The 14,153-nt window shown below is 69.5% G+C and carries 7 protein-coding genes; 5 read left to right on the top strand and 2 right to left on the bottom strand.

All coding sequences use genetic code 11. From position 1 onward, the window contains the following. Positions 1 to 40 precede the first annotated feature (40 nt). Positions 41 to 3,334 carry an ATP-dependent DNA helicase gene (locus E6C64_RS16870; protein ID WP_136428856.1) on the top strand — a complete coding sequence of 1,098 codons (3,294 nt, stop codon included), beginning with the start codon at positions 41 to 43 and terminating at the stop codon, positions 3,332 to 3,334. Between the two features lie 252 nt (positions 3,335 to 3,586). Here the strand turns inward: E6C64_RS16870 and E6C64_RS16875 are convergent, their stop codons facing one another. Further along, on the bottom strand, positions 3,587 to 4,642 hold the full coding sequence (locus E6C64_RS16875) for a phosphotransferase (protein ID WP_136428857.1): 1,056 nt from the start codon (positions 4,640 to 4,642) through the stop codon (positions 3,587 to 3,589). Between the two features lie 141 nt (positions 4,643 to 4,783). On the opposite strand from E6C64_RS16875, the gene nudC reads away from it, so the two are divergent. Continuing rightward, the gene (gene nudC, locus E6C64_RS16880) at positions 4,784 to 5,755 is read left to right on the top strand and encodes an NAD(+) diphosphatase (protein ID WP_136428858.1); all 972 of its coding nucleotides are present in this window, start codon (positions 4,784 to 4,786) and stop codon (positions 5,753 to 5,755) included. Further along, entirely contained in the window at positions 5,752 to 7,533 is a 1,782-nt protein-coding gene (locus E6C64_RS16885) for an ATP-dependent helicase (RefSeq protein ID WP_199241106.1), read from the top strand. Before nudC ends, E6C64_RS16885 begins: the two co-directional genes overlap by 4 nt. Before the next feature lie 960 nt (positions 7,534 to 8,493). On the opposite strand, the gene E6C64_RS16890 is transcribed toward E6C64_RS16885, so the two are convergent. Beyond that, entirely contained in the window at positions 8,494 to 9,834 is a 1,341-nt protein-coding gene (locus E6C64_RS16890) for a zinc-dependent metalloprotease (RefSeq protein ID WP_136428860.1), read from the bottom strand. A 214-nt stretch (positions 9,835 to 10,048) separates the two neighbouring features. Here E6C64_RS16890 and E6C64_RS16895 point away from each other — a divergent pair, with 214 nt between their 5' ends. Beyond that, a complete protein-coding gene (locus E6C64_RS16895; RefSeq protein WP_233255693.1) occupies positions 10,049 to 11,170 on the top strand; it encodes a YlbL family protein in 1,122 nt (373 codons plus the stop codon). Positions 11,171 to 11,180: 10 nt separating this feature from the next. Continuing rightward, on the top strand, positions 11,181 to 14,099 hold the full coding sequence (locus E6C64_RS16900) for a UPF0182 family membrane protein (RefSeq protein ID WP_233255694.1): 2,919 nt from the start codon (positions 11,181 to 11,183) through the stop codon (positions 14,097 to 14,099). Positions 14,100 to 14,153: the final 54 nt, after the last annotated feature.

Raw genomic sequence — 14,153 nt, forward strand, 5'->3', positions numbered from 1 at the left:
CGGCGCCGACACCAGGAGGGCAGGGAGAAGCCCTGCCGATATGGCCGCCTTCGACTTCGACTCCCTCGAGACGACCGCGGTGGAGGTCCCGACTCGGGCTCCCATCGGAGCGGACGAGATCGCCGACGCACTCGAGCTTCCGCGACCCACGCCGCAGCAGAAGGCGATCATCGAGGCACCCGTGGTGTCGAGTCTCGTCATTGCGGGTGCAGGCAGCGGCAAGACCGAGACGATGGCCGGGCGGGTCGTCTGGCTGCTCGCGAACGCCAAGGTGCGGCCATCCGGGATCCTCGGCCTCACCTTCACCCGCAAGGCGGCGGGGGAGCTCCTCGTCCGCGTTCGCGAGCGCGTGCACGCTCTGGCTGAGACGGGTCTCGCCCATGAGAGCTGGGACATCTTCGAGTCGCCGACGATCTCGACCTACAACTCGTTCGCGAGTGCGCTGCACACCGAGCACGCCGTCTCGATCGGCCGCGAGCCCGAAGCCCGAGTGCTGTCCGAGGCGTCGGCGTGGCAGCTCGCGAGGCGCACGGTCATCGACTCGCTCGACCCGCGGCTGGTCGACTTCGGGCGATCGCTCGACAACATCATCGAGGCAATGCTCGACCTCAGTCGCACGATGTCGGAGAACCTCGTCGACCCCGCGGCGGTCGAGCGGATGGCGGAGCAGTTCGCCCTGCTGCTCAACCTGCCGCCCGGCGGCAAGAAGGTCACGCCCTACGCCGACCTCGTGAGCGCGAACGCGATCCTGCAGACCCTGCCGCCGCTGGTCGAGATGGGCGTCGAGCTGGCCGAGCGCAAGATCGCGGCCGGCGTGATCGAGTTCTCCGACCAGGTCGCCCTCGCGCTGCAGATCTGCCGCCAGGTGCCCGGAGTCGTCGAGTCGTACCAGGAGCGCTACCCGGTCGTGCTGCTCGACGAGTACCAGGACACGAGCGTCGTGCAGACCGCGCTGCTCTCGACGCTGTTCGGCGGATCGGACCGCGTCGCCGTCACCGCCGTCGGCGACCCGCATCAGTCGATCTACGGCTGGCGCGGCGCCAGCGCGAGCAACCTCGCGCGCTTCGGACGCGACTTCGGGGTGCGCCCCGGTGCTGCGGATCCCGCGGAAGACGGCCGGGATCGCCATGCGGTCCCTGAGCACGCGCTCTCGACGAGCTGGCGCAATCCCTCGCGCATCCTGATGGCGGCGAACACGATTGCGGCGCCCCTCACGGCAGGATCCGCGGTGCGGGTCGAACGCCTCGAGCCACGGCCGGCGGCTCCCGAGGGCCGCCTCGACGTGCACTACGACGAGACGGTCGCCGTCGAGGCCGAGCGGATCGCGCTCTGGCTCAAGGAGCGCCTCACCGAGCCGACCTCGAAGGGACAGCCGCCGACCGCGGCCATCCTCATGCGCTCGCTGCGCAAATCGGGCGTCTTCACTCGAGCCCTCGACGCCCAGGGCGTGCCCTACGTCGTGCTCGGTCTCGGCGGCCTGCTCGAGGAGCCCGCCGTCGCCGACCTGGTCTGCGCGCTCAAGGTGATCGGCGACCCCACGGCGGGCTCCTACCTGATCCGTCTGCTCGCGGGCGCGCGCTGGCGACTGGGCGTCTCCGACATCGCCGCCCTCCGCGGCGTCGCGCGCTGGCTCGTCGAGCGCGACTACCGGCAGCAGAAGCTCACCGACGACGTATCCCAGCGGGTTCGGCGATCGGTCGCCGTCGACGAGAACGCGTCGCTCATCGACGCCCTCGATTTCATCGCCGCCCTCAAGCCGAGCTCGTCGGGAGCGCCTCAGCATTCGCAGCTCGACGCGTTCACCGAAGAGGGGGTCGCCCGGCTGCGCGACCTCGGCGGGCTCATCGCGGGCCTGCGCGGACGGGTCGGCCTCGCGCTGCCCGACCTCGTGACCGTCGTGGAGCAGGAGCTGCTGCTCGATATCGAGGTCGCGGCGAACGACACGACGACCTCCGGACGGGCGAGCCTCGACGCCTTCGTCGAGCACCTCGTCGACTTCGCGGCGAGCGACCCGTCCGCGGGCCTCGCGTCCTTCCTCGACTGGCTCGACCTCGCCGAGGAGCGCGACAGGCTGAGCGTGGGGGAGGACGACCCCCAGGCCGGAACCGTGCAGGTGCTCACGATCCACAAGTCCAAGGGCCTTGAGTGGGACACCGTGGTCATCCCGCGGATGGTCGCTGATGAGCTGCCCGAGAAGATCCGCAGCAAGCAGGGCTGGCTGAGCTTCGGAGCGCTGCCCTACGAGTTCCGCGGCGACGCGCTCGATCTTCCGACGCTCAACTGGCGCGGTGCCGCGACGCAGAAGGAGTTCATCGACGCCAAGGCCGCCTTCGAGACCGAGGTCGACACCCGTCATCTCGAAGAGCAGCGTCGGCTCGCCTACGTGGCCATCACGCGCAGCCGGCGCGACCTGCTTCTCACCGGATCGTTCTGGTCGACTCAGAAGAATGCTCGCAAGCCGGGGGTGTTCCTCCGCGACCTCGAGGAGGCCGGGCTGTTCGATGAGCCGCTGCCCCAGGCGCCAGAGGCGGAGGAGAATCCGCTCGAGTCGCTCGGCTCGACGATCTCGTGGCCGAAGGATCCGCTCGGCGCTCGCCGCCCACGGGTCGAGGCCGCCGCCGCGGCCGTTCGCTCGGCCGACCCGAGTGGGGTGACGAGGTGGAGCGAGCACCTCGACGTGCTCATCCGTGAGCGGAACGCACGTCGTGCTGCGGCGGGCGCCATCGAGCTGCCCGTGCGCATCTCGGCGTCCCGGTTCAAGGACTACGTGACTTCCCCTGGCGAGGTGGCCACAGCGCTGCGTCGACCGATGCCCGAGCGTCCCTACCGGCAGACCCGACTCGGCACCGTCTTCCACGGCTGGGTGGAGCAGCGTGCGGAATCCGCCGCGACCGCAGACATCGTGGACGGGCTCCCCGAAGACGACGACTTCGATCTCGACGACTTCGCGGAGTCCGCAGATCTGGATCGGCTCAAGGAGATCTTCGAGCGGTCCGAGTGGGCGAGCCTCGCGCCGAGCTACGTCGAGCTCGAGATCCACCTTCCGTTCGCGGGCCAGATCGTCGTCTGCAAGATCGACGCGGTGTATCGGCGCGGCGAACGGTGGGAGATCGTCGACTGGAAGACCGGTGCGCCGCCCAAGGGCGCAGCCGACTACGAGCAGAAGCAGTATCAGCTGGCGCTCTACCGGCTCGCGCTGTCGCGCTACCTCGACGTGCCGACGGGAGAGATCGACGCCGCGTTCTACTACGTCGCCGACGACCTGATCATCCGACCCGAGTCCCTGCTCGACGAGGCGGAGCTCGAACAGCGCTGGCTCTCGGCGGTCGGCTGAACCGACCGGTCTCGAGTACCCAGCGCACGCGTTCGCTGTGGCCCAGGGCGCCGTCCTCGAACAGCAAAATGCCATACCTCGTTGGTCGAGGAGCGCCGCTCACGGCGCGTCTCGAGCCTTCGAGGCATGGCGGGCCGGTCTCGAGACGGGCGCGGGGCGCCCTCCTCGACCAACGAGGTTGCGGGCGGGGGCATCCTTCGTTGGTCGAGGAGCGCCGTCTACGGCGCGTCTCGAGACCGGTTGCGGTGGGTGCTACTCCGTGAGGGAGCGGCGGGGGTGCTGGTCGAACGGGTAGGTCGGGTGAGCATCCAGCATCCGCTGCACTTCGTCGACGTTCAGCACCGGTCCGGTCTCGTGCGCGAGGCCCGCGCCGACGTCGCCCTGCAGGCTCGCCGCGAGCGACTCCAGCATGTCGACGGCATCCTCCACGATCTCGGTGTCGCGGGTGTCCGCCCCGTGCAGCAGCCAGCGGGCGAGCTCCAGCTCGGCATAGAGCATCGCTCGCCGCCGGATGCCCCGGTCGGCCGTGGTGTGCCGTGCGGCCGCATAGCACTCGAAGACGGTGTCGACCAGGTCGCCGTATGGGGCGGACAGGGTCCAGGACAGGTCGCGGGCGGGATCGCCGATGCGCAGATCGGCCCAGCCGAGCACCCCGACGATCTCATCGCCGTCCATCGAATCGGCGTGCAGCAGCACATCGGCCGACATCGCGCCGTGGATGACCGTCGGCTGGTACTGCCAGAGCCAGGTGTCGTCCGTGGCGGTCTCCCAGCGGGAGAGCAGCACGGCCGGCACCAGCGAGGTCGCGGCGGCCCGGTCCATCACGGTGACCACGGAGCGCAGGCTGTCGATGGCACTGACCACGGGCAGGCCCGCGTCGATCACGAAGCTCGCCGGCAGCGCATGCAGGGCGGCCATCGCGCGGCCGATCGAGGCGGCGAGCTCCTGGCTCATCCGCTCGACCACGACGCGTCGGCCATACACGAACTCGTAGACGTTGGCGGCCCGGGGGAGACCCCTCGGGTCGCGGACAGGCGAGGTGCCGACGAACGTCGACAGCGCGAACGGAAGGCGGCTGCGCACTCCGGCGCTCAGCGCGGCGAGCGCCGTGAGCTCGGCGGCCTGGGCGACTTCGGCCTGGTCGGAGGTGGGCACCCGGACGAGGAAATGGTGCCCGTCACGGGCGGTGATCAACGCAGAGTCGTACTCGCCGTGCCGGTTGGCGGTGAACGGCTGCGCGGCGGCGACATCGAGTCCCGGCACGGCCGACGTGGCCAACGCGGCTAGAGTGAGATGGGATCTGGCCATGTCGAACAGGGTAGGTCGAGCGCGCTCCTCCGCCCCCGTTCGCCACGCAGATTGGCGAGGTCAGGCCGCCAGCGCCCGATCCCCGTTCCCGATCTCGAACCCTTCGTCGGCGGTCCGCACGCGGACGCATGAGCTCCCGGAATGGCAGGCATGATGCCGGACTCCTTCTCAGCGCGGCTCCCGCTCTCGCGATCCGGGGTGGATCGCGACTACCTCGCCCGAGCCACGCCCGGCCTCCTCGACGAGCTGCGCGCCGATGCCGCGACCCGTGCGCTGCTGCTCTCCCGGGGGCAGGCCCTGCTGTCGTCCACCGACCCCGTCGCGCTCGACCTCGTGCCGTTCGCCGACGTCCCCCGTGCCGAGACGGCCGTGTACCTGGGCCGTATCGCGGAGGATGCGCTGGTGGACAGCGGCATCGTCGGCAGCGGTGTCGTCGCGGTCGTGCTCTCGGACGAGCAGGCCGATGCCATCCAGGCCGACCGAGGGTCCTGGGGAGATCTGCGCCGAATCGGCGCCGAGCTGAGCGCGCTCGACGCCGGGCTGTTCACCCAGGCTCTGGCCATCACCAACTTCCACGCCTCGCACACGTTCTCGCCGCGCACCGGCGAGGCGACCGTGCCGGCCAAGGGCGGCTGGGTCCGGCATCCCGACGGCCACGACGAGGAGTCGAGCGGGCAGCACATCTTCCCGCGCACCGATCCCGCGATCATCGTCGGCGTGCTCGACGACCAGGACCGGCTCCTGCTCGGCGCGAACGCGCTGTGGGGAGGCGATCGCTACAGCCTGCTCGCCGGCTTCGTCGAGCCGGGCGAATCGCTCGAGGCGGCCGTCATCCGGGAGATCAACGAGGAGGCCGGCATCGTCGTCGTCGACCCCGTGTACCTCGGCTCGCAGCCATGGCCGTTCCCGGCATCGATCATGATCGGCTTCAGCGCACGGCTCGCGCCCGGGAGCCCCGACGCCGTTCCGGACGGCGAGGAGATCATCGACCTCCGCTGGTTCACCCGCCACGATCTCAGCGATGGCGTCCGCACCATCGGCATCCCCGGTCGGGCCTCGATCGCGCGCGCCATCATCGAGCAGTGGTTCGGCGGCCCGCTGGACGCACCGTGAGCCCTGCGGCTCGCGGCGGAGCGGCGATCGAGCAGCCCCTGCCATCCGCCGATTCCCTGCTCGACGGGCTCGATGCCGACCAGCGCCGGGTCGCCGAGGCGCTGATCGGTCCGGTCTGCGTGCTCGCCGGAGCGGGCACGGGCAAGACGCGGGCGATCACCCACCGGATCGCCTACGGGGTCGCAAGTGGCGCCTACCCGCCGGGCCGGGTCATGGCGCTCACCTTCACCACTCGCGCCGCGGGCGAGCTGAAGAGCAGGCTGCGCATGCTGGGAGCCGCGGGCGTCCAGGCTCGCACCTTCCACTCGGCGGCCCTCGCCCAGCTCAGCTTCTTCTGGCCGCAGGTCATCGGCGGCACTCTTCCCCGAGTGCTCGAAGGCAAGGCGCGTCTGCTCGCGCAGGCCGCCGAGAGCGCCGGGGTGCGACTCGACACCGCCGGCCTGCGCGACATGGCCGCCGAGATCGAGTGGCGCAAGGTGAGCGGCCTGTCGCTCGAGGAGTACGAGGAGAAGGCCGCGCATCGCGCGCTGCCCAGCAACCTGGATCCGCGGAGGGCGACCTCGATCCAGCGCTCGTACGAGACGGTGAAGGACGCCAGGCGCCAGCTCGACTTCGAGGACGTGCTGCTCGCCACCATCGGCATGATCGAGGACGAGCCGCGGATCGCCCAGCAGGTGCGCGAGCAGTACCGGTTCTTCGTCGTCGACGAGTACCAGGACGTGTCGCCCCTGCAGCAGCAGCTGCTCGACAGCTGGCTCGGCGATCGACGCGACGTGTGCGTCGTCGGCGACGCGAGCCAGACGGTCTACTCCTTCGCGGGCGCCAAGGCGGCTTACCTGCTCGAGTTCGGCAGCCGGTACCCGGGCACCGAGGTGATCCGACTCGAGCGCAACTATCGCTCCGACGTGGAGGTGATCGCCGCGGCCAACAGCCTGATGCGCGGACGGCCCGGCGCGCTGTCGCTCACGCCCGCCGCCGAGCACTCCGGGGCCGTGCCGCAGCCGGTGGTGGCGCTGAAGGAGTACCCATCCGAGGTCGCCGAGGCGCGCAGCATCGCCGACGACATCGCGCTGCGGATCGAGGCCGGGGCGCACGCGCGCGACATCGCGGTGCTCTACCGGATCAACTCGCAGTCTGCGGCGCTCGAAGCGGCTCTCGACGAGCGCGGGATCGCCTTCACCGTCCGCGGCGCGGGGAGGTTCTTCGAGCTGCGCGAGGTCAAGGAGGCGATGATGATGCTCCGCGCGGCGGTCATGACCCTCTCCTCCGAGCCCCTGTTCAAGACGGTGAGCGATGTCCTGCGCTCCCTCGGATGGGCGCAGGACGCGCCCGAGGCGCGCGGCGCGGTGCGCGATCGGTGGGAGTCGCTGGACACGATCATGGGCCTGGCCGAGCAGTCGCCTCCCGGCACCACGTTGGCGGCGTTCGTCGACGACCTCGTGGAGCGTCAGGCCGCGCAGCACGAGCCGACGCTCGAGGCGGTCAACCTCGCGACGATCCACTCCGCCAAGGGACTCGAATGGCAGACGGTCTACCTCATCGGACTCTCGGAGGGCTATCTGCCGATCACCTACGCGACCGATGAGGCCGCGATCGACGAGGAGCGCCGGCTGCTGTACGTCGGGGTCACTCGCGCGCGCGAGACTCTGCGACTGTCGTTCGTGAGCGTCTCGCCCCATCGGTCGTCGCCGCGGCAGCCGTCGCGGTTCCTGAGTGAGCTGCGACTGCCAGCGCCTGACAGCCGCATCGAGGATGCGGCGCCAGCTCCGCTTCGCTGACGGAGCCGTCGGAGGCTATCCGCCAGACGATTCCGGCAAGATCCGCGACGCCTGCGAGATCCACTCCGGCAACGGCCGCGCGGGCGATGCCTGCAGGACCATTCGCGCCGTCCGGGCGCAGCCGATCGGCCAACCGGCCGACGAACAGCACGGATTCGAGGGCGAGCTCGGGCAGGTCCGGTGTCGGCCTCCTCCTCTGCGGCGAGGTCAGCTGAGAGGCGACCGCCGGCCACGCGGGATCCTCGTCGATCTGGTGGAGCGCAGCGCAGTGCAGGCACGGAGTGATCCCCGGAAGCACGAGCGGGCCTATCCGCACCGCCTGGTCGGACGTGACCACCGGCAGGTGCGGGACTCCGCGGGAGAGCCAGTGCTGCGCGGCGCCGGGCGAGACGACGTGATCCGCCACGAGCAGGGCGAGCTGAGGCTGCCGCCGCCGTGCCGACCCGTGTCGTGGGACCAGCTCGTGGCCGAGCGCACCGAGATGGTGGGCCAGCAGCCGGTCGTCGTAGCGCGAGGTGCCGATCGGCGTGCTCTGCGGCTCGTCGGGCACCGCGCGCTCGATCGCGACCCGCAGGCCGCGCCGCCGGGGAGTGGTCATCAGGGCAGGGCCGAGGAGCGCGATCAGCTCGGCGAGTCCGTCGGGGGACGAGCCCGCACTCACCGCGATCTCGCTCAGGCGCCGATCGTCGACGCCCGCCAGCAGGGCCACGATGATGCGCTCCTCCGCCGATGAGACGGAATCCAGGCGGACCCGCACCGGGTCGACGCCGAGCTGGAAGCTGTTCGGCGAGCGCCAGACGCACGCGAGGGATGGATCGATCTGCACGATGCGCGACATGGTGCGCGCGACGTCGCCACCCTCGTCCGGTTATCCCCACCCCAGCTGCGCGAACTGCCCAAATCTGCTGCCTGCGGGCATCGCAGGCGGCAGAACTGGGCAGCTCACCGAGAAGGGAGGTGCTACTCCGGGTCGCGGAGCAGCTCTTCGAGCGCCTGATCCATGTCGTCGCCGTCGCCGCCCTCGCCCTGGAGGCGCCGCACGAGCGCCTCGGGGTCGTCGATGTCGGCGGCCGTCGGCAGCAGGTCGGGATGCGACCACAGCTCGTCGCGCTTGTCCGCGCCCATCGTGTCGGTGACGATCTGCCACATCCTGGCCGCCTCGCGGAGCCGCCGCGGTCTCAGCTCCAGCCCGACGAGGGTGGCGAACGCCGACTCCGCGGGGCCGCCTGTCGCCCGGCGTCGGCGGACGGACTCGCCGATCGCGTCCGACCTGGGCAGTCGCGCGGTGGCGTGCGCGGTCACGACGTCGACCCACCCCTCGACGAGCGCGAGCATGGTCTCGAGCCGGGCGAGCGCGGCTAGCTGCTGCTCGCTCTTCGGCATGATCAGGTCGCCCCGCGTGAGGGCCGCCTGCAGCTCCTCCGGATTGCTGGGGTCGAAGCTCTGCACGAGGCTCTCGACGGCGGACGTGTCGATGCTGATCCCTCGGGCGAACTCGGTGATCGAGGTGATGAGCTGCAGCCGGAGCCAGCGCGCGTGCTTGAACAGTCGGGCATGCGCCAGCTCGCGAACCGCCAGGTACAGCGCGATCTGGTCCTGGGGGATGTCGAGTCCCTCGCCGAACGAGCCGAGGTTCTGGGGGAGCAGCGCCGCACGCTCCTCGAGCAGAGGGATGCCGACGTCGCCGCCCGACACCACCTCACTGCTCAGCTGGCCGACGACCTGGCCGAGCTGGAAGGCGAACAGCGTGCCGCCGACGCCCTTGACAAGGCGGCTGGCGTCCTGGAACATGCCGCCCATCTCGCTCAGCTCCTCCGGAGCCTGCTCCCGGAGGAGTCGGGTCAGCACATCGGAGATGCCCGTGGCCACCGGCTCGGCGAGCTGGCTCCAGAACGGCATGGTCTGCTGGATCCACTCCACGCGGGTCATCAGCTTGGCGGGTTCGACGAGCTGGGAGATGACGGTCGACTCGTCGAGCCAGAGGCCGGCCACGTTGATCGCCTGATCGAGATCGCCGCGCTGCTGGTCGGTGGGCGTGAAGCTGGTCTGCTTCGCGAACTCCACCGCCTGATCGGTGGCCAGCTTCCAGTTGATCCCGTCGCCGGCGTTCGCCAAGGCGCCCTGGAACTGGCTGATCAGCCTCGAGATCCCCGCAGCGTCGCCGGGCAGGCCGGGAAGTCCGACGAGCTTGGACGGATCGATGCCGCCCTCGCCGCTCATGATCTGGCGAAGCATCTCGCGCAGCTCTTCCTCCTGGTCGCGAGGATCGCGCTCGGCGTCGTCCGCCGCACCTTCCGCCATGAGTGGACTCCTTCTCGTGTCGCCCGCTGAATTCCTACGGTAGTCGCCGCTTCACGCGGCTCAGAGGTTATTCGGCTTACAGTGAGGCCTGCTTCTTCTGCCCGCGGCGAACATCTCCGCACCGGTCCGGATCGCCGCGTGCATCCGGACGGCGGGCCATGGATGCGCGGGGATGCGCCCGCATCTCGACCGCCCCGTTGCCAGAAAGACTCGTGTGAGCCTCCTCGATCTGCCATCGACCGACGATCTCGACGCACCTCGCGAGCGACGCCCGCTCGACACCGTGAGCATCGGATGGGTGATGGTGCTGGTCGCACTCGTGATCACGCTGGTGCTCGCCCTGCTGCCGTCCGCGTATGTCATCGAACAGCCGGGGCCGGTCTTCGACACCCTCGGCGTCTCGAACGACGACTCGGGCGACGCCGTCCCGCTGATCGACATCCCCTCCGAGACCACCTACGACACCACGGGGTCGCTCGATCTGCTCACCGTGTCGATCGTCGGATCTCCCGGGAGCACGCCTCGGCTGCTCGACCTCGCCCTCGCCTGGTTCGACCCCAGCAAGTCCATCCAGCCGCTCGAGTCGATCTATCCGGTCGGCGTCTCCTCGACGGATCGGAGCGAGGAGAGCCGCATCCAGATGGAGAACTCGCAGAAGGAAGCCGTGGCCGCCGCCCTCACCGAGCTCGGCTACGACATTCCCAGCACGATCACCGTGCTCGCGATCAGCGACGGCACGTCTGCGGCGGATGTCCTCGAGATCGACGATCAGATCGTCAGCGTCGACGGCGAGGATGTGGCGAACCTCAGCGAGCTGCGCGCCGCGCTGAAGGAGCACGGCACGGGCAGCCCTGCCGAGGTGGGCATCCTCCGCGACGGCGACCCGGTGACCGAGGAGGTCACTCCTTTCGACAGCAACGGCGCCACGGTGCTGGGCGTCGGCGTCGCGGCCGACTACACCTTCCCGTTCGACGTCAACATCGACCTGGCCGACGTCGGCGGCCCGAGCGCGGGGATGATGTTCGCGCTCGGCATCTACGACAAGCTGACGCCCGGATCGCTGACCGACGGCGCGACCATCGCGGGAACGGGCACGATCGACGGCGCGGGCCAGGTCGGAGCCATCGGCGGGATCCGCCAGAAGCTCTACGGCGCCCGTGATGCGGGCGCGACGATCTTCCTCGCGCCGGAGTCCAACTGCGACGAGGTCGTCGGGCATATCCCAGCCGGACTCAGCGTGTACGCAGTGGGGACCCTTCAGGACTCCATAGACGTCCTGGATACGCTCGGAGATGGCGGGGACGCGTCCGGACTTCCCACATGCACCGCCGGGTAGGCTCTGCTCCGTGACGTCCACAGCAACCGCGCCACGTCGCCGTAATCGGGCCACTCTGGCTATCGCCGCCGGCATCGTCGCAGCACTCCTCATCCTCTTCTTCGTGTTCGCCGGCCTCTACGCCGACATCCTCTGGTTCGACCAGCTGCACTACCTCGGAGTCCTCCTCACCCAGTGGGGCACGGGGATCGCGCTCTTCTTCGTCGGCTTCCTCGGCATGGCCATCCCCGTCTTCGTGAGCATCTCCGCCGCGTACCGGTTCCGACCCATCTACGCCCGCCTCGGCTCTCAACTCGATCGCTACCAGCAGGTCATCGAGCCGCTGCGCCGCCTGGCCACCTTCGGCGTCCCCATCGTCATCGGGCTCTTCTCGGGCGTCTCGGCCTCCACCCGCTGGGAAGCGGTGCTGCTCTACTTCAACCGGACCCAGACCGGCACGGTGGATCCGCAGTTCGGGATGGACGTCTCGTTCTACCTGTTCGATCTGCCGTTCTGGCACGGAGTGGTCGGATTCGCCTCCGCGATCGTCCTCGTCGCCGGACTCGCCGGCCTCGGCACGAGCTACCTCTACGGCGCCCTCCGCGTCGCCGGCCGCGAGGTGCGCATCTCCAAGGGCGCTCGCGTTCAGGTCGCCGTCACCGCCGCGCTCTACGCGGCGCTGCAGGCCGTGAGCATCTACCTCGACCAGTTCCTCACCCTCACCCAGGGCGCCGGAAAGCTGGTCACAGGAGCGACCTACGCCGACGTCTACGCGGTCATCCCCGGACGTCAGATCCTGGCGCTCGCCGCCGGGATCGTGGCGATCCTCTTCATCGTCACCGCGGTCATCGGCCGCTGGCGGCTTCCGCTGATCGGCACGGCGCTGCTGGTCATCGCGAGCATCGTCGTCGGCTCGATCTACCCCTGGGTCGTCCAGCGCTTCCAGGTGGACCCGAGCGAGGCCACGCTCGAGAAGGCCTACATCGAGCGGAACATCGCGGGCACGCGCGACGCATACGGCATCGCGGGCGTCGAGGAGACGACCTACGAGGCGAGCACCGACGCGACAGCTGGCGCCCTGCGCAACGACGCCGAGACCACGGCGAACATCCGCATCCTCGACCCCGCCATCGTCTCGCCGTCGTTCGGCCAGCTCGAGCAGTTCAAGCAGTACTACCTGTTCTCCAACGATCTCGACGTCGACCGCTACACGATCGACGGCAAGACGACCGACGCCGTCGTCGCCGTGCGCGAGCTCAACCAGGACGGCCTCGGCGCCGGCACCACCTGGTACAACCGCACCGTCGTCTACACCCACGGCTACGGCCTGGTCGCCGCCTACGGCAACCAGCGCTCGGCCGACGGCCAGCCCGTCTTCATCGAGAGCGGCATCCCCTCGAGTGGCGCCCTCGGAGACTTCGAGCCGCGCGTCTACTTCGGCGAGAACTCGCCCGCCTACTCGATCGTCGGCGGCCCAGAGGGCGCCGATCCGATCGAGCTCGATTACCCGTCGGGTGGCGGTACGGGCGACTCCCAGATCTACAACACCTTCACCGGAGACGGCGGCCCCAAGCTCGACAACTGGTTCAACCGGCTCGTCTACGCCCTCAAGTTCCAGTCGGAGCAGGTGTTCCTCTCCAACGCGGTGACCTCGAGCTCGCAGATCCTCTACGACCGCGATCCGAAGACCCGCGTGCAGAAGGTCGCGCCGTACCTCACGCTCGATTCGGACGCCTATCCGGCGGTCGTCGACGGCCGTCTGCAGTGGGTCATCGACGGCTACACGACCTCGTCGTCGTATCCGTACTCCGAGGTGCAGTCGCTGAGCTCGGCCATCGCCGACACCTACACGCCCGAGCCCGCCTATGCGGTGGATGACATCAACTACATCCGCAACTCGGTCAAGGCCACGGTCGACGCGTACGACGGCTCGGTCACCCTCTACGCGTGGGACCCGACGGATCCGATCATCCGGTCGTGGCAGAAGGTGTTCCCGAACACGATCAAGCCGGTGAGCGACATGTCCGCTCAGCTGATCAGCCATGTTCGGTACCCGGCCGACCTGTTCAAGGTGCAGCGCACGGTGCTGGGGACGTACCACGTCACCGATCCGGGCACCTTCTACTCGAAGAACGACTCGTGGCGCGCGCCGAACGACCCGACGTCGCCGCAGACCGATCCCACTCTCCAGCCGCCGTACTACCTGACGATGAAGGTGCCGGGGGCGGATGATCCGTCGTACTCGCTGTACTCCACGTTCATCCCGAACCAGTCGGGCTCGGCGAGCCGGAGCATCCTGACCGGATATCTGGCGGTCGACTCCGATGCCGGGGCGACCGCGGGGGAGAAGTCTGCCGGCTACGGCAAGCTGAGGCTGCTCTCCCTGGCGGACAACGATGTGCCGGGCCCCGGTCAGGTGCAGAACATCTTCAAGTCGGATACGAGCGTCGCGAACCAGCTGGCGCTGCTGACGCGAGGCGATACGACGGTCGACTACGGCAACCTGCTGACCCTTCCGGTCGGTGGCGGTCTGCTCTACGTCCAGCCGGTGTACGTCAGGTCGAGCGGTGAGACGCAGTACCCGCTGCTGCGCAAGGTCCTGGTGTCGTTCGGCGAGAACATCGCCTTCGAGGACACTCTGGACCTCGCGCTGGATTCGCTGTTCGGCGGAGACTCCGGCGCGGATGCCGGTGACACGGGCGTGCCCTCGGACACGACTCCGGGCGACGGCACCGACACGGGCACCGATGGCGGAACGGACGGCGGAACGGATGGCGGTACAACCACGCCGGAGACCAACGCCGCACTGACCGCAGCTCTCGCCGACGCCAACCAGGCTCTGCAGGACCGTCAGGCGGCCTATGCGGCCAACGACCTGGTCGCGGCCGCGCAGGCTGACCAGCGTCTCCAGGCAGCCATCACCGCAGCGCTGGCGGCCTCCGCCGGCTGACCTTCGGGCGAGTGATTTCGAGATGGACGCGGATCAGGCATTTGGCCTGATCCG

It is taken from the genome of Naasia lichenicola (assembly GCF_004801885.1).
In the GTDB taxonomy this organism is placed as follows: domain Bacteria; phylum Actinomycetota; class Actinomycetes; order Actinomycetales; family Microbacteriaceae; genus Naasia; species Naasia lichenicola.

What these genes read in the sequence shown, in the direction of transcription:
- E6C64_RS16890 (WP_136428860.1), bottom strand. Translation starts at nt 9,834, where the DNA reads ATGGCGGAAGGTGCGGCGGACGACGCCGAGCGCGATCCTCGCGACCAG.
- E6C64_RS16875 (WP_136428857.1), bottom strand. Translation starts at nt 4,642, where the DNA reads ATGGCCAGATCCCATCTCACTCTAGCCGCGTTGGCCACGTCGGCCGTG.
- nudC (WP_136428858.1), top strand. Translation starts at nt 4,784, where the DNA reads ATGGCAGGCATGATGCCGGACTCCTTCTCAGCGCGGCTCCCGCTCTCG.
- E6C64_RS16870 (WP_136428856.1), top strand. Translation starts at nt 41, where the DNA reads ATGGCCGCCTTCGACTTCGACTCCCTCGAGACGACCGCGGTGGAGGTC.